Below are 16,313 nucleotides of genomic sequence, written 5' to 3'. Positions count from 1 at the left end.
GCGGCGGCTGCCGATGCCCCGTCCGGTTGAGTTTTTGATCCGGCCGCGTGCGCGGGGTGCGATTCGGCTGGCGCTGGTCGGCGCAGGGCTGCTGGCGTATTTGACGGGACGCTGGCGCGAGGTCGCCGGCTGGGATGCGGCGCTGGTGGTGGCGCTGGCCGGCGGCTGGCCGATCTACTGGCGCGCGGCCGCGGAGCTGCTGCACGGCCGGCTGTGCGCGGACCTCGCGGTGGCCCTGGCCGCGTTGGGCGCGCTCTACGTCGGCCAGCCGCTCGCGGCCGCGGAAGTCATCTTCATCATGCTCCTCGGGGAGTTTCTCGAGGAGACCACTGTCGCCCGCACGCGGGCGGGCATCTCTGCGCTGCTGCGGATGCGTCCGGAGACCGCGCGGGTGCTCCGCAACGGTGTGGAGGTGATCGTCCCGGTCGGGCAGTTGGTGCCGGGCGACCGGGTGCGGTTGCGGCCCGGCGAACGCGTGCCTGCCGACGGCCGCATTGCTGCCGGCGCTGCGGCGGTCGATGAGAGCGCGCTGACGGGCGAATCGGTCCCCGCGGACAAGACCGCCGGAGATCCGGTGTACGAAGGCACCACGCCGCTCGATGGCGCGCTCGACGTGGTGGTCGAGCGAGTGGGCGCGGAGACCACGCTCGGTCGGTTACTGCATCTGGTGGAGGAGGCCGCCGCCGCACGCGCGCCGATCCAGCGCCTCGCGGACCGATGGGCGTCATGGTTTGTCCCGATCGTGCTCGTGATCGCCGCGGTGGTGGGCTGGCGGACCGGCGACCTCGTGCGGGCAGTCTCGGTGCTGGTGGTGGCCTGTCCCTGCGCGCTGGTGATGGCGACGCCCACCGCGGTTGTCGCGGCAATCGGCGCGCTGGCCCGGCATGGCGTGCTGGTGAAGGGCGGCGCGGCGCTGGAGACCCTTGCACGAGTTCGAACCGTGCTGTTCGACAAAACAGGCACGCTGACCCAGGCGCGGCTGGTGGTGACGGAGGTCGTCGCGGAGCCGGGTGAGTCGGAGGACTCGGTGCTCGCGATCGCGGCGGCGGTCGAAGCCGGCTCCGCGCATCCGCTGGCACGCGCGATCACCGCTGCGGTCGAGGCACGCGGCCTGCAGGTGCCCCCGGCGACGGACTGGCGTTCGCAAGCGGGCCTCGGCGCGGAGGCGGTGGTGTCGGGCGGGACCGCGCGGGCCGGCAACCGACGATGGTTCGAGCAATCCGGTGTGGCGGTCACGCGTCAGCTGGACGAGCGGGGCCTCGCGCTCGCGGAGCGCGGTCTGACGCTGGTCTGGGTTGCCCGCGGAGAGCGTGCGATCGGCGTGATCGCGATCGCCGATGTGGTGCGTTCCGAGGCCGCCGCCGCGTTGCACGAGCTCGAACATCTTGGCATCCGCCGCCTACGGATGCTGACCGGCGACCACGAGTCGGTGGCCCGCGCGGTCGCGCGCGCGCTCGGCCTCACCGAGGTGCGCGCGCAACTGCTGCCGGCGGACAAAATTGCGGAGGTACGCCGCGCCGCCGCGGAGGGCGGGCCGGTGGCGATGGTTGGCGATGGCCTGAACGACGCGCCGGCGCTGCAGGCCGCCGATGTTGGGATTGCGCCTGCGGATATCGGCTCCGACCTCGCCATGGAGTCGGCCAGCGTGGTGTTGGTGGGGGGTGATCTGCGAAAAATCCCGCGCGCGATCGCAACCGCGCGCCGCGCCCGGCGGACGATCATTGAAAACGTGGCGCTGTTCACGTTTGGCTTCAACGTGATCGGCATTGCGGCGGCGGCGGCCGGATGGTTGCCTCCGGTGGCGGCGGCGGTCTGGCACCAAGTGGGTTCGCTCGCAGTGGTATTGAACTCGATGCGGCTGCTCGTCGAGCCGGGCGCGTGGCGACATCGGCTCGAGTGCTGGGCGGAATGGGCGAGAACGCACCGGCGGGGCTGGGTGAGGGCTGTGTGCGCGCTGGGGCTGCTGGGATGGGGGACGAGTGGCCTGGTGGTGGTCGGGCCTGGCGAGGTGGCGATCGTGCGCACATTCGGCCGTGCACATGCCTCTCCGCTGGGGCCGGGCCTGCATCTGCATGCGCCCTGGCCATTCGGGCGGCGTGATCGGTTGCGGCCTCTGGAAGTGCGTCGTGTGGAGATCGGCTTCCGTGCAGATCTGACCGCTGCGAACACCGAACCGCCGGCGTACGAGTGGAACGTGCAGCATCGGGGCGGCCGGTACAGCCGCGTGCCAGCCGAGGCGGAGGTGTGGACCGGCGACGAAAACCTCGTGGACGTCAAGGCGGTCGTGCACTACTGCATTCGCGATCCCTACGCTGCGCTGTTTCGCCTCGGCCGAAACGATCGGGAGGGGCGCCCGCTCTGGGACGAGCTGGTCCGGCGGGCGGCGGAGTCGGCGCTGCGCGCGGAGGCGGCAGCCAGATCGGCAAGCGAGCTGATGGCCGAGCAACGCTCGGAGATCGAAGCGCGCGTGCGGGAACGGCTGGAGCGGTTGCTGGCGCAGTACGCGAACGCGTTTGAAGTGCGGGACGTGCGGTTGGCGGATGTGCATCCGCCGCTGGAAGTGGTGCCAGCTTTTCGCGAAGTGGCGGCGGCTCAGGAGGCGCGCGAGGCGGAGATCAACTCGGCGCAGGCGGACGCGCTGGCGCTGCGCGCGGCCGCGCGCGGCGAGGCGGCGGCACGGGTGATCGGCGCGCGGGCGGCGGCGACCAGTCGCTGGACCCGCGCCGCGGGCGAAGCGCGCCGGTTCACTGCGGTCGCCTCCGCCTATGCGGTGGCGCCAGAGGTGGTTGCCGCGCGTCTGCGCTGGGAGGCGGTGGAGTCTGCACTGGCGGGCCGCCCGAAATGGATCGTGGACGCCGGCGACAGCGCAGGCCGGCGCGTGCTCTGGCTGATGGCGGATGGTCGCCTCGAGCCGACACCCCCGGCGGCCGGCGCGGAGCGCGGCCTGGCGCCGGCCGCTGAGGAAACGAGAGGGTCACCGCAATGAAACGGTCGAGGTTCCTTGAGGCGCTGGCCGCGGGCGTGCTGGTGCTCGCCGCGGTGCGCACACCGGTCTTCGTGGATGAGACGGAATACGCGATCGTCACGCAGTTCGGCCGGCCGGTCCGCGATCTGCCCGGCCCGGGACTGCACTGGACGGCGCCATGGCAGTCGGTGCTGCGGCTCGATCGCCGGCTGCAGTTGTACGATCCGCGGCCGTCCGAGTTTCTGACCCGCGAGAAGAAGAATCTCGATCTGGACCTGTTTGTGATCTGGCGGATTGTGCAGCCGCGCCGGTTCCTGGAGACCGTGATTGACATGGGCGGCGCGGAGGCGCGGCTGCACGATTTGGTGTGGTCGGAAATGGCGGCGGAAGCGGGGCGCAATCCAATGGAGGCGTTCGTTTCGACGAACGCGGCGGAACACCGGCTGGACCGGATCGTTGCGGCGGTCGCGGAGCGATGCGCGAGGCGCGCCGCGGAGGCCTATGGGATTGAGATCGCCGATGTCCGCGTGAAACGGGTGAACCTGCCGGCGCAGGTGCGCGAGAACGTGTTTCAGCGTATGCGGTCGGAGCGCGCGCGGATCGCCCGCCAGTACCGCGCGGAGGGCGAGGAGGAGGCGATGCGCATCCGCGCGGAGGCCGACCGCGAACGAACCGTGCTGCTGGCGCAGGCCGCGGCGGAGGCCGAGGAGGTACGAGGGCGGGCTGAGGCCGAGGCGACCCGCATCTACGCGGAGGCGCATCGGCGGGATCCGGTGTTCTACCAGCTCGTCCGCAGTCTCGAGGGGGCACGGCGGTTTCTTGACCGGCAGACAACGCTACTGCTGGCATCCGATTCGCCGCTGCTGCGGCACCTTTTTGAGGCGGGCGCGATGGCGCCGGAGTCGCCGCGGTGATGCATCATGACCATCCGCCGGCCGCGCGCCCCGCCACGCCGCTGGTCCCGCGCGCCGTGCGGGGCCGCCGCCCAGCAGCCGCCGCGATCGTTCTGGCTATGGTCGCATGGGGGTTGACGGGGCTCTACACCGTGCAGCCGAACGAACAGGCGGTGGTTCAACGGATGGGCCGCATGCTGCCGGAGCTGCGCGGCCCCGGCCTCCATCTGGGGCTGCCGATCGGTCTGGACCGGGTGCGGCGCGTGCGGCTGCAGGAGCTGCGACGCGTGCCGATCGGGCCGCTCAGCGCGGTGCGCGATGCAGGACGCCCCGGCGCCGCGCTCGAACATCTGACGGGTGATCGGAACCTCGTCCGACTGGCGGGCGTGGTGCAGTACCGGATCGAGGATCCACGGGCATTTTTGTTCCGGGCGGCTGTGCTGGAGGCGATGCTCGGCGATCTGGCCGCCGCCGCGTTGGGTCGTGAGGTGGCGGTCATGGATGTGGACCGGCTGCTGACCGTCGCGCGACCCGAACTTCAGGAGGCGTTGCGCGCGCGCACACAGCAGGCTGCGGACGCGCTCGGGCTGGGTGTGCGGGTGGTCGCGGTGACGATGGAGGAGATCGCCCCCCCTCCCGAAGTGGCCGACGCTTTTCGCGACGTCGCGGCCGCGCGCGAGGATCGGCAGCGGGCGATCAACGAAGCGGAGGGTTATGCGAGCCGGCTGCTGCCCCGGGCAAGAGGCGAGGCCGGCCAGATCCTTGCGGCTGCACGTGGTGAGGCGGGCGACCGTGTGCTGCGTGCCCGTGGCGAGGCGGCCGCATTCCTCGCGATGTGGGAACGGTACCGCGTCGACCCGAGCGCCACGGCGCTACGACTTGCGATCGAAGCCGCGGAGGAGGTTCTGCCTCGCCTGCGAATGATCGTGCTGGACGAACGCGCACGCCGGCGGGTCGACCTGGTGCTGCCGGAGGCGGTCGAACGGTGAGATCGGCCTTGGAATGGATCGGCCGCGGGGCGCTCGTCGCGACACTGGCGGCCTTTGGGGTCTGGGTGGGCCGCCGCAGCTCGCCGGCGACGCCCGAGCAGGTTGTGACCGCCTGGTTTGATGCGGTCGCGCGCGGCGATGCGAACGCCGCAATGCGGCTGGCGGCGGGGCCGCTGAGGCAGTCCCTCGACGCCCTCCGCAGCGAGGCCCGCCCCTCCGGTGCGGACAACGGGGTGGCCGGGTGGGTCCGCGGGCTGCGGGGAGTGGCGGTGAAGACGATGGGCGGCTCGCCGGACAGCTTCGCGGAGGCCGAGGTTGAGCTCGTATTCGAAGATCGGAACGAGCGACAAGTGGCTCGACTGCAACGGCGCGGCCGCGGATGGGTGATTGTCGGCTTCAGCCAAGCCAATCGCGTGGTCCCGCCCGTCCAATACGGCACACCGGCGTTCGATTGATCTGCCGCGTCGGCCGTTGTTCCGTTCCGATCCGCGCGCGGCGCCGGTGGAACGGCGCCCTCCAGGCATGCGGCATGCATTGTGGATGCATCTGGAGGGCCGGGTTCCCCCCCCCGGGCCGCGGTTCTTCCTCGCTTGCGTGGAACGGTGAACCAACACGCGTCGTAGAAACTGGGCACGCAGGACCGTACCTCTCTCATGTTGGCGTCTTGCGCGGCGCCGGTGGAACGGCGCCCTCCACGGACATCGTACGTGCTGATTTCGTCAGACCGCAGAACCGTCACGGCGGAGGGCGCTCTACACTTTCCCTCGGTGGGAGCTTGTCTGAGCATGGGGCGCGGGGGATAGTGTGTCGGCAATGAAGCTGCTGATCACAGGGGCGACAGGTTTTCTTGGCCGCGAGGTGACGCGCCGGCTGGCGGCGGAGCATACGGTGATGCCGGTGGGCGGGCGTCACGCGCCGGAGGGGGGCATTGCGCTGGACTTGCGCCGCCGGGGCGTCTGGCGGCCTCTGCTGGCCGAACATCGGCCCGACTGGGTCGTGCATCTGGCCGCGTACCGCGAGCCGGACTTCTGTGAGGAAAACCCGGAAGAAACGCGTGCGCTGAACACCGCGCCCGTGATCGAGCTGATGCACGAGCTGCCCGCTTCCACGAGGGTGCTGTTCGTGAGCACCGACTATGTATTTGACGGCGACTCGCCACCGTACCGCGAGGACAGCCCCCGCCGCGCAGTGAATGAGTACGGCCGCAGCAAGATCGAGGCGGAAGACGCGGTCTTGACCCGGCCGGACTCGATCGTGCTGCGGATTCCCTTGTTGGTGGGGTCGGGACCGACATTTGAGTCGTCCGGTTTCCTGTATCAAATCGTCTGCGCGCTGCGCTCGCCGGCGCCGCAAACCGCCGATGCGGTGCTGCGGCGGTTTCCCACCTGGATTCGCGACGTCGCAGAAGCGATCGGGTTTCTCATTGGCCAGGGGTTTGCGGGGGTGGTGCACTACAGCGGCGAAGAGGCCATGACCCGCCATGACATGATTCGTGCTGCCGCCGACGTCCTTGGGTGGAGCGCTGGGCACATCCGCCCGTCCTCGGAGGTGGTACCGCGTCGTGCGGCTCGACCACGGGACTCGCAACTGGCGACCGACCTCATACGGCGGTTGGGCTTCTCTCGTTTCACGCCGTTTGCGGAGGTGGTGCGTTCCTTTGTAAATGACTTTCCGCAGGCTGCGGGAGCCGGCCGCTAGGGCCACCGCCTGCGTGGTTCGGAAGGGGGGCTGGAGGGGGGCGGCGCTGAGCCGAACGTAGAATGACGCATGAGTCAGAAAGACGACAATGGGAGCTTGTGAGCGCGGCGCGCGAATGATCTCTCCGGCCGTGCGAGCCCGTGCAGGATCGGCTTGCGTGGCCCTCGTGTTCATCGCTGCGGTATTTGCGGATGACGGCGCCGCCAACGGTCCTGCGACACTTCCCTTCCTTGAAACCACGATTGAAAACGGTTCGCCCCTGTGGTGGGAGCCAGTGGGGGAACGGGCGCTTCGTCTCCATTTGCTGTATGACCACGAACGCGGCACGTCGAATCGCGCGGCGGGGCACATCTATTTTCGATTTCACGCGCCGGCGGGTACGACCTGGATGCTCGAGTTCACGAACCTCCTGAACATCTGGAACGGGCGCCCCGGCTCGGTCGCCGTTGAGCTGAAGCGGTTGGTCGTCTCCGCGGATGGTCAGAACTGGACTTCTGTGCCCACCGAAATGGTGCACTCGAACTTGGTGCGGGCAAAGATCGGAGTGGTTTCCTCGCCGGTGTGGGTCGCGCGGGTCGAGCCCTATCGCCTTTCCGATCTGGCGCAGCTGCTCGATGGGCTGCGCGGCCGGGACGGTGTTCGGGTTGAAACGATCGGCCAAACGGTAGAGGGGCGGCCGTTGGAGATTGTCTCGGTCGGGCCGGCTCGCGCCCGCCACGCGTTCCTTGTGCGCGCCCGCGCACACCCTTGGGAAGCGGGCGGGAGCTGGGTCGTGCAAGGTTTGCTTCGGCGGCTGGCGCAGGGTGATGAGGGCGTGCGGCGGCTGATGGCGCGCGCGTCCGTGCACGTGATGCCGATGGCGAACAAGGACGGCGTTGCTCGCGGTATGACGCGTTTCAACGTTCTGGGTGCCGATCTGAACCGGCGCATGGACCGGCCGGCGGATCTCCAGTTGGCGCCGGAGAACCGGGCGCTGGAGGAGTGGGTCGAGCGCCGCATTCGCGACGTGGGCCCGCCGACGCTCGCGCTGGATCTACACAACGACGCGGGGGGGCGGCTGCACATCGCCCGACCGGCGGGCGTTGCGGCGGAGGGCTACCTCCGTCGCATCGCGCTATTCGAGCGCTGTCTCCGTGCGCGGACGTGGTTCACTGAGGGCACCAGCGCGCCGTCGTTCTCGAACCCCGGTTCGTTCGGAGAGGGTTGGCTCGTCCGTTACGGAATCACCGCAGCAGTTCTTGAGCTCAACGCGAACTGGATCGCCGGCCGCACCGCACCACCGTCCGCCTCTCTTTGGGAGGAGTTTGGCGCCGGTCTGGTGGAGGTGTTCAACGACTATTGCGAGGGTATTGAGCGCTCCTCAGAGCAGTCGCCGACAATACAGGGCGAATCGCCGCCGCCGGTGCGGCGCACAGGACGCATGCAGTCTTGGCGGCGAACGACTGGCTGCGCGCACTCACTCCGGCCGGTGCAAGATTGGTCGGAGTGCCGGGCGGAGGAGGACCGGTCCAATCAGGCCAAAGGGTTGCAGCGGGCTGTCTGCATTCAGCTCGCTCGGCCGCGGGGGTCTGGCCAACCACGGACGCTCGTCATCGTCGCTGGCGCCGGGAAGACCCTCGGGATGTCGGAGATGGCCGATCACGCGATTGCGCCACGTGCCTGCCACGCGCACTTCTAGCTCGTTGCGGCCCGGCCGCAGGCGGCCGGTGACCTCCAGCGCGTAGGGCGGAGTCCACAGCACGCCGAGCCGTTCGCCGTTCAGCCGGACCTCTGCGACCGACTCCACGCGGCCCAGGTCGAGCCAAACCTCGTCCGCGCGCAGCGGTGTCCAGTCGAAAGTGATCCACCAGGTGGCGCGGCCGGCACAGTATCGCAGCAGCGGGTTCGTGTGTTCGTTGAGCGGCATCAACCGTTCCAGCTCGACCGGCCCATGCGCCGCCGTCCCACCTTCCAGCGCGACGCGCCAGCCACAAGAGAGCTCCAACGGCGGCGGCAGCTGCACCCGCGTGGTCGCGCAAAAGCCGTCCTGCCACTTGACGCGCCACTCTCCGGGCGTGAAGACCCGCAACCGCGCGCGGCCCTTTGAATCGAGAGCATCGACGGTCGGCGCCAGATCACCCTCGGGCTCGTTGACGATCGGCCGCGCCGCGATGAGGCGGGCGATCTCGTTGGATTCCAGCGGCCGAGGCCATGCGAACCAGGGGCGGCTGTCGCCGCGATATTCCGGCGGCGGCGGCGTCGGGCGTGAGATCGACGGGAGCGGGAACTTGTCACCGGTCAGTCCCCGTCGTACGAGTCGCCCATCCAGCCATAGCTCCGGCCGACGGTCCCGGTACACGACCGCGATATGGACGAGGTCGGTTATCGCTGCCGGATGGACCAGTACCGGCACGAAGTAACTGGCGCCATGTTCCCAGAGCACCACGCCATTGGTCCCGACCGCGACACCGACGCCCGCGTGCGTTCCGGAGGTGTTGTCCGGCGACAGGTGATCACCGTGCCGCGGGACCACCGCCTCATTGCGCGGGACTTGCAGATGAATTCCCGTGGCGGTCTCGGAGGGCAACCCGGTCGCCGCGGTCGGTCGTGCCCAACCGGCGAGGGTAAAGTTGCCGGCGGTGGACGCCGGCGCGAAGTCGGCGGGTGCGTCCGGTCCGGTGGGGGCGTTGACGGTCAGCCCTCGGTGAGCATCGGACTCCACGGCGTTCAGCGCCAGTGCGGGGTGGGGAAGTGAGTGCCGAAACACAATCAGCCGTGAGCCGCGTGGCTCTAGCCGCAGCGCGACCCGCATGCCCCCATTTTCCACGCGCCAAACGGCCGCGGTTTGCTGTGTGCCGCGCAGGGGGTCCCAGATTTCTGGCAGCCGCAGGCCCGCGCGGAACCAGGGCGACACCATCACCGGATCGTTTCCGCCGTGGCAAACAAAGAACACCTCGCCGCCGGGTGTTGTGCGATGGGTCCAAAGCAACGGGCCGGCGTTTGCGATCGCCGGCGGAACGCCGAGAAGCGTGAGCACCTCCGCCAGCGTGCCGCCCTCGATGACCCGACCGCGACCGACGGTACGTGCGCGAGGCGCGCTGCCCGCCGCGGGCGGCGGTTCGGGGCCCCAGAGCTCCTCCGCGAGGCGCCGGACCTGCTCATCGCATTTTGGCCAGCCCGCCAGACTGGGTGAGCGGACTGGGCGTGGCCCCCACAGCACGCCACCGTCCCGCACCAGCTCGCGCAGCCGGGCGAGTGTTTCCGGTCGCATGGCGTCCCAGGGGGGGAGAGCCAGCAGCGCGTACGTTGCACCGGAGCGCAGCGTCCAGCGGCCTGCGCGGATCCGCGCAGCGGCGAGCGCGTCCGCGTTCACAAAGTCGTAGTCGAAGCCGGCCGGCATCTCGCGCGCACGCGGGCCGGTCATCACGGGCGCGTCGTCTCCGATGAAGAGCGCGACGTCGGCGACCCGCCGGCCGCTCTGCATCAGCGCGTGGATGCGTCGCCAGTAATCGATCCATGGCCCCAGATGCTCGAACCAGGGTGTGTGCCGGTTAAACTCGGTGCTGAACCAGGCGTTGACGCCGGGCCGCCGTTCGTCCCACGGTTGGTGGTTGTAGACGTGCAGCACCCAGTGGTTGATGCTGTGGGTGACCGCCCAGTCGCCGCGCGCCTTCAGCGAGGCGGGCGTGCTCTCGAACTGCAGGATGCTGGTGAACGCCTCCGCGGAGACCCGGCGCCGGCCGTACACCGCCGCCGCGGACGATGCCGCGCGCAGCTCCGCCTCGCCGGTACCGCCGGGCTGTGCCCAGAATTCACCGCCGATCTCGTGGGACTCGCGGCCGTACAACAGAAACTCGGAGGGGAATCCCCAGTGGCCGTAGTTTTCCAGCCACAGCCGCAGCCCATACCGCGCGCACTCATCGCGCAACGCGCCGACGTACTCCGTTGCGATTCGGTCCGCAACGAGCCGACGCAGGTCCCACAGAAAGCGATCCGAGCGGTCCGGTGTGCCGACCACCTCGCCGAGCAGCGTCGGCAGCCAATGCAGCGGATCGTAGCGATAGCGTCGGACGAATTCGTCCCGGAAACCATCCGTCCAGTTCTGCGCACCGGTTTCGTAGCTGTCCGCGACGATCCATCGCAGCGCGCGGCGCTCGCGCGGCCTCATCCGCTCGAGCAACCGGCCGACGTAGGCGCGGAAGTGATGCCGCGCGTGCGCGCGGTTCATCTTGTCCACCTCCAGCCCGCGCGCCTCCGGTGCGGCGGGATGATTGCTGACCATTGTCGGCGCAAGGCCGAAGCGGACGATCCGCCACTCGCCCGGCGGTGGAGTCCACCGCAGCCAGCCGTCCGGGCCGAGCCGGTCGGAAATGTTGGTGATCTGCGCAGTGTCTACTGCGCCGTCCGTTTCTGCCGCGGCGGGTTGCGGCCGCCATCGATAGTGGCTCCACGGTGGGACGGGGTCGGGGCACATTTTCGCGAGCTGTTTCTCGACGAACCGCTCGACGACCGGCCCGCTGCGCAACTCCACCTCCGCGATGCCGGCGGTCGCGGAGAGCGAACTGAACACCACCCGGAACGAAGTCGCAGTGACGGGGGCACACGCGATCGCGATCGGACCGGTGGTCCAGTAGCCGACGATCGGCCGCAGGTGGTGTCGTGCGATGGCGGCGCGCGCCTGCGGAACCCAGCCGAGGCCGCTCTGCCAAGCGTGAAGCTCGAGGTCGCACCGAAACGGCATCGGCGCGGGATGGATCTGCAGCGAGCGCACCACGGCCGGCACCGCCGTGGTCACGGTGATCGCCGCCGATGGTCCCGGCAGCACGATCGCCGCAGTGTCGAGCCGACCGTCCATGGTCAGCTCTGCGTTCGTCACGGATGGCGACCCGGTCACGGTGGCGAGGGGATCGCAGAGGGGCGAGGAGGAATCGGAAGTGACCGGCCAGGCGAGCACCGCGATGTCCTGAAAGTGTTCATGCGGAGGGGGGAGGGGGCGCTCGATGGGCTGCGGGCCGCGCGCGCGCAGTTCCGACCAGGCGACCCGCCGCATCGCCTGCGTCGGTGCGATCCAGGGCCCGCCGGACTGGCTCCAGCCAGGACAGTTGAACATCCCGATCTCCACGCCGAGTCGGCCTCCTTCTCGCACGGCGTGTTCGACTGCCGCCCACCACTCCTCCGACAGCATCCGAACGTCACCGCGGGCGGTGTCTTCCAAAAAGATGTGGCCCATCAGCGCGCCGCGGATGCCCACACGTGCCATCGCTTCGAGGTCGCGCGTGAGGCCGGCGGTGGAAACGTTGTCGCTGATCCAGTACCAGTAACACCACGGCGCCGTGGCCGGCGGCGGCGATCGAAAGGCGCGTTCGAGATCGTCTGCGCCGGTGAAGCCGGCAAGCAACACCAACAGCAGAGCGGGGGCACGCCAATTGCGCAGATGTCGATGCCGACCCCTCATTGTGCACCTCTGTTGCGGAGACCGGGATCCGGGGTCTGTTTACCGGCGCGCTGCGCCATCCAACCAAAGCCGCGTACGGGTGGAGGGGCGCTCCACGGAGCTGAGCTCCCACAGCGCCCATTCCACCGTGTCAGGCCCCGAGCCGTCCCGCACTATGCGGTACTCTGCCCGAACGCCTGCGGGTTGTCCATTGGACCAGGCGGCCGAACCCGCCCACCGCCGAGCGGTGGCAACGGCGCGAGTCGCCCGGGCAAGATCCTCGGTGAGCGATGCCTGACGGTCGAGCCGAACGACGAGCATCAACGCACCGGCGGCCGCGCCCGCCAGCACGGCGGCGATCGCCACCGCCACCAGTGCCTCGACGAGCGTGAAGCCACTGCGCGCCGCGCCCCTGCGCGGCTTGCGAGGCGGCAAGCGGCACCCCTGCGCCGCGTCGCCGGCATGTGGATCAGTTGCCGGGCAGCTCACGGTACACGCCGAGCTCATACACGGTGTAGCCGCCCCACTCGGTTCCGCGACGTTCGCAGTTCAGTCGTATGTGGCGCGCCCGCACCGGCGCGAACCGGACAACGTCGGTGTGGCCGAGGAACTCCCGCTTGTTTGGCTGCGCATGCATCGCGCGCCATGTGGTCCCGTCGGTGGATACTTCGATCGACCACTGGCGCGCGTAGGCCTTCCACCACGACACGGCAACCGCGCCCACGTCCACCTCGGCACCCAGATCCACCGCCAGCCACTGGTCGTCTCGTTTGTCTCCCTCCCAGGCAGTGAACAGGTCACCGTCGCCCGCGCGCGCGGCGCTGGCCGCGCCGGACGAGGCCGTCCACGTGCCTCGCCGTGCGAGGTTTTCCGCTCCGACCGTCACTCGTGCGCCGTTGGAGAACGTCCGGCGTCCGGAGCGATCGGTCGCTCGCGCCCCGAGCGTGTACATCCCCGGCGCCGCGGGCCGCCAGTTCACCGTGTAGGGCTGGGTCGTCACAACCCCGACGATCGTTGCACTCGCGAAGAGGTTGGTCCTCTCCGTTTCGCTCATCATCCAAAGATTTTTCCATCGCCCTGGGAGGGCGAAGAATTCAACCTGCTCAACCGGTGCGCCGCCGGCGCGGGTCTCCGCGGCGAGCGGGAACTCGGCCGCCGGCACCTCCGCGCCGTCGGCCGGCGCGACGAGCCTCACGTCCGGTGCGGCCGCCGCGTTGAGCACCGGCAAGCGGTCGAGCGTGACGAGGTAGGGGTGAGCGAGCACGCGGCGCGTCCAATCGGGCGGATCGGGAAACCAGGGCAACACGTAGAGCCAGCGGGGTCCCTCCCGTTCCAGCTGCGCCGGATCCAGCAGCCCTCGGCACTCGCACAGCGCGATGAGCTTCGTCGGCGCAATGTTCGTGACCATCCGCCAGGCCGCCGGATAGGTGTCCCGGTCCGGCGGGCCGTACCCTTCGGCCTGATGGGGGTAGATGTGGCGGCCCTCGATCGGATAAATGTCGATGCCGGCGATGTCGACGAACGCGTCGCCCGGCCAGTAGCGGCGACGAAACGCGATTTCCTCCTCGAACGAGCCGGTGCGTTTCTCGCGACGGAGCAGATCCGCATAACCGCCCGCGCGGAGGCCAGCGCTCCACACCCAGATCAGGTTGTGCAATCGACGCTGGTGCACCAGATACTCGAACATCAGTCGCCACGCTGCCGCGGTGTGCTCCGGCGCGGAAGTGTCGGTCCACCAAAACCAGCCGCCGTCGATCTCGTGAAATGGTCGCCAGAGCACCGGCACGCGGGCGGTTGCCAGCCGTTCAAGGTAGTCCGCATGACGGGCCAGGTCGCGGATGAAGGCCTCGTGTGCGGGCGTCCCGGTGACGGTGACGGACGCCATGTCGTAGGTGCCGCTGGCCGGCCGGCCGCCGTGTGGTCCGACCCACGCGCTACCTTCCGGTTTTTGCGGATGCTTCCAGTGGAACTGCATCGCCACGATCCCACCGCGCGCCCACCACTCCATCGCCTCCGCAATCGTACGCTCAACGACGGGCGTGTACGTCGGGCCCCACGTTGGACTGTTCCAGCCGCAAAGATCGAAGGAGACGATTGCGGGTAACCGCCCGCTCGTTTCGCGCAACCAGCCGGCGTTGTCGGAGCCGGAGATGCCCAGCAATGTCCGTCGCCCGTGTACGGACACCAAGTACTCCAGCACCGCGCGCGCCTCCGGGATCAGCTGCGGATCTGCCGGTTCATACGCGGCGGCGCCAGCCGCGATCACCGCCGCCGCGCTGCGCCATAGTGCACGACTCATGGTGGAGTTCCTCGCGATTGCTCATCTGATTCCCGCTGCGCGTCGGCGTGCCAGCTCATCCTCGAGCGCACGACGAACCGCGAAAAAGCGGGTTTTGTTCGACCGGTCTTGTCGAACAAAGATGGACGCGATGCCCGCCGGCGGGGTGACGGGGCCGGATCCATTACACCCCAGAGCTTGATGCCGCGCGCGCCGGGCTCGCGCAGACACACCTCGAATGCGCGGCGGTACACCTCGGCCTGACGTTCCGGTTCATTGTCCAGCGGGCGGTCGGGGTGCAGGTGCACGGAAATCGTAGCCATTTACACCTCGAGGCGGAGCGAGGCAAATCGACGGCTGTTGCGGTCCATGTACTGAAGGTCGGCATTGTCGTCCTCCCGGGAATGGGCGCCCAGCTCGAGTGCGACCCGCCTCCACTGTTGGCGTTTGTACTCGGTGTTGATGTGCATTTGAAACCCTCCTCCGTGCAGCGGTCGGCCCGGGTAGCGCAGCCCACGGCACAGCTCGAACATCGTGTCGCTTTTGGGAGAAGCAATCTCGTCGTTGAAATTGAGCAGCACCAGCCGCGCGTCGGGATCGGCCTCGTGGGCGAGGCGGAGCGTCACCTCGTACCAACGCCGACCGCGCTCGGCGTCGCGCGGATCTATCGGGTCGGTCTTCCAGTAGTCGCGCGGCCCCTCACGAGGGTTCCAGATCAACCATCCGCCACTGCGGTGGAGCGGAGCCAGATGTTCGTGGCAGGCGTCCCACATGTGGAGCCGCCCGCGCAAACGCGCGGCGGTGTCACGAACGTAACGTTCGTGGGTTTCCCCTGCCCGCGCGCGCTGCTCTTCGGTTTCAACAGGAAGCATTGGGAACTTCCAGCCGTCGCGGAACATGTACCCGAGGCCATGTCCGTGGAAAAGGATACCGTTTGCGCGGCACCGGTCGATGTGGCGGTCGGTGCCATCGAATAGATGCTGTCGCCTTTCCACGAGTGGGCGGGAAACATCTCCCAGCTAGCGGTCATGATGGTGGAATGGTCGCGAGCGATTCGCGCCGCCGGCTCGAACCGCCCCGGACCGACCTGACTGGACGCGACCCCCTGGCGGTCGAGGTTCACATGAAATTTCAGCCGTTCCGCCAGCTCGCGCAGTGTCGAACCGGCGGGCCGTTGGGAGGTGGTTGGGCTTTCGCCGGCCGCAAACAGGGAAAACTCCAGATCCCGGTAGGTGTCCACATCGGGAAACCCGTCGGTGGTGGGGGGGATCGCGTACCGCGCTTCGCCGTCCGGAAACAGCGATTCGCGCAGCAGCGGCGTGGGGTCAGACGGTGGGGCGGGACCGGGGCGCATCGTCGGTGGTAGCGTGCCGTCGCCCTCACGGCGGATGGCCCAACCGCCGGGGTAAGGGTCGCGGGGATCGTCCAGTCGCGGCGGCGCCGGATCGCCCGCAAGGTTGCGGTTCGCGAGGGTGAATCCCCGTCGTTCGCCCGCCTGCTCGAAGCCGACCAAAAACGCGTAGCGGCGCCCGGCGCGGCACTCGAGCCGGTCATCACCGGTGAGTCGCCAAAGCATGTAGACCAAGCGCCCACCCTCTCCCTCCTTCGCGAGGTCGGGCATCACGCCGCCCCGTACGAACTTCAGCGGTCGGTAGCGGACGCCCCGAATCACGTCGTCGCAGCGGTGGTTGGACGAGAAGCCGTGGGTTGCGCGTGTGCCGGGGGGGGTGTGGTTGTCGTCCAGCTGCGGCTGGCCCTCGACCTCGAAGAACTGCACGAACACCGCCGCGCCGGCGCTGCCCGGCTGAAAGGCGGCGTCGGCCGGACCGGTGCGCAGCACGATGGCTTCCAGCACGAAGTCACGCGGCGCGGTGAACACCTGGCCGAGATCGCGGTTGCGCTGGAAGTAGCCGGCTGCCTTCCATTCCGGTGGTCGGCGGTTGCGCACGGAGGTATTGCCGCTGGTGTCGAATTGGGACTGTGCGACGATCGCCCGCTGGGGCGGCGGCCGCCAAGTGCGACCGAGCGCGACGACCTCCAGCGCCGCATGCGCGGGCGCCGCCATTGCGCATGCCAG

Annotated in this window: 8 protein-coding genes and 2 pseudogenes; 6 read left to right on the top strand and 4 right to left on the bottom strand. The window is 69.2% G+C overall.

The annotated features are described in order from the left end of the window. The first annotated feature begins 13 nt into the window (after positions 1 to 13). The 6 genes and pseudogenes from N2652_05230 to N2652_05205 all read left to right on the top strand — a co-directional run bounded on the left by N2652_05230 (position 14) and on the right by N2652_05205 (position 7,458). Positions 14 to 2,986: a heavy metal translocating P-type ATPase gene (locus N2652_05230; protein MCX7818597.1), complete on the top strand. Its 2,973-nt coding sequence runs from the start codon at positions 14 to 16 to the stop codon at positions 2,984 to 2,986. Next, the gene (locus tag N2652_05225; protein ID MCX7818596.1) at positions 2,983 to 3,879 is read left to right on the top strand and encodes a protease modulator HflC; all 897 of its coding nucleotides are present in this window, start codon (positions 2,983 to 2,985) and stop codon (positions 3,877 to 3,879) included. Before N2652_05230 ends, N2652_05225 begins: the two co-directional genes overlap by 4 nt. Then, the gene (hflK, locus tag N2652_05220) at positions 3,879 to 4,847 is read left to right on the top strand and encodes an FtsH protease activity modulator HflK (GenBank protein MCX7818595.1); all 969 of its coding nucleotides are present in this window, start codon (positions 3,879 to 3,881) and stop codon (positions 4,845 to 4,847) included. The genes N2652_05225 and hflK overlap by 1 nt, the downstream gene beginning before the upstream one ends. Further along, entirely contained in the window at positions 4,844 to 5,302 is a 459-nt protein-coding gene (locus N2652_05215) for a hypothetical protein (protein MCX7818594.1), read from the top strand. Before hflK ends, N2652_05215 begins: the two co-directional genes overlap by 4 nt. 358 nt (positions 5,303 to 5,660) lie before the next feature. Then, positions 5,661 to 6,545 (top strand): SDR family oxidoreductase, encoded by an 885-nt coding sequence (locus tag N2652_05210; protein ID MCX7818593.1) that lies wholly within the window; start codon positions 5,661 to 5,663, stop codon positions 6,543 to 6,545. A gap of 508 nt (positions 6,546 to 7,053) precedes the next feature. Next, positions 7,054 to 7,458: pseudogene (locus N2652_05205) on the top strand (M14 family zinc carboxypeptidase). A 543-nt stretch (positions 7,459 to 8,001) separates the two neighbouring features. Here the strand turns inward: N2652_05205 and N2652_05200 are convergent. From N2652_05200 to N2652_05185, 4 genes and pseudogenes are all read right to left on the bottom strand, one after another. After that, positions 8,002 to 11,979, bottom strand: a complete 3,978-nt coding sequence (locus N2652_05200; protein ID MCX7818592.1) for a glycosyl hydrolase — start codon at positions 11,977 to 11,979, stop codon at positions 8,002 to 8,004. 39 nt (positions 11,980 to 12,018) lie between these two features. After that, on the bottom strand, positions 12,019 to 12,447 hold the full coding sequence (locus N2652_05195) for a prepilin-type N-terminal cleavage/methylation domain-containing protein (GenBank protein ID MCX7818591.1): 429 nt from the start codon (positions 12,445 to 12,447) through the stop codon (positions 12,019 to 12,021). Further along, positions 12,428 to 14,257, bottom strand: coding sequence for a glycosyl hydrolase (locus tag N2652_05190; protein MCX7818590.1), 1,830 nt, complete (start codon positions 14,255 to 14,257; stop codon positions 12,428 to 12,430). The genes N2652_05195 and N2652_05190 overlap by 20 nt, the downstream gene beginning before the upstream one ends. After that, a pseudogene (locus N2652_05185) lies at positions 14,254 to 15,231 on the bottom strand (endo-1,4-beta-xylanase). The gene N2652_05190 and the pseudogene N2652_05185 overlap by 4 nt, the downstream one beginning before the upstream one ends. Positions 15,232 to 16,313 lie beyond the last annotated feature (1,082 nt).

It is taken from the genome of Kiritimatiellia bacterium (assembly GCA_026417735.1).
Lineage (GTDB): Bacteria > Verrucomicrobiota > Kiritimatiellia > PWTM01 > PWTM01 > CAACVY01.
This window is presented reverse-complemented; position numbering and strand designations above follow the sequence as displayed.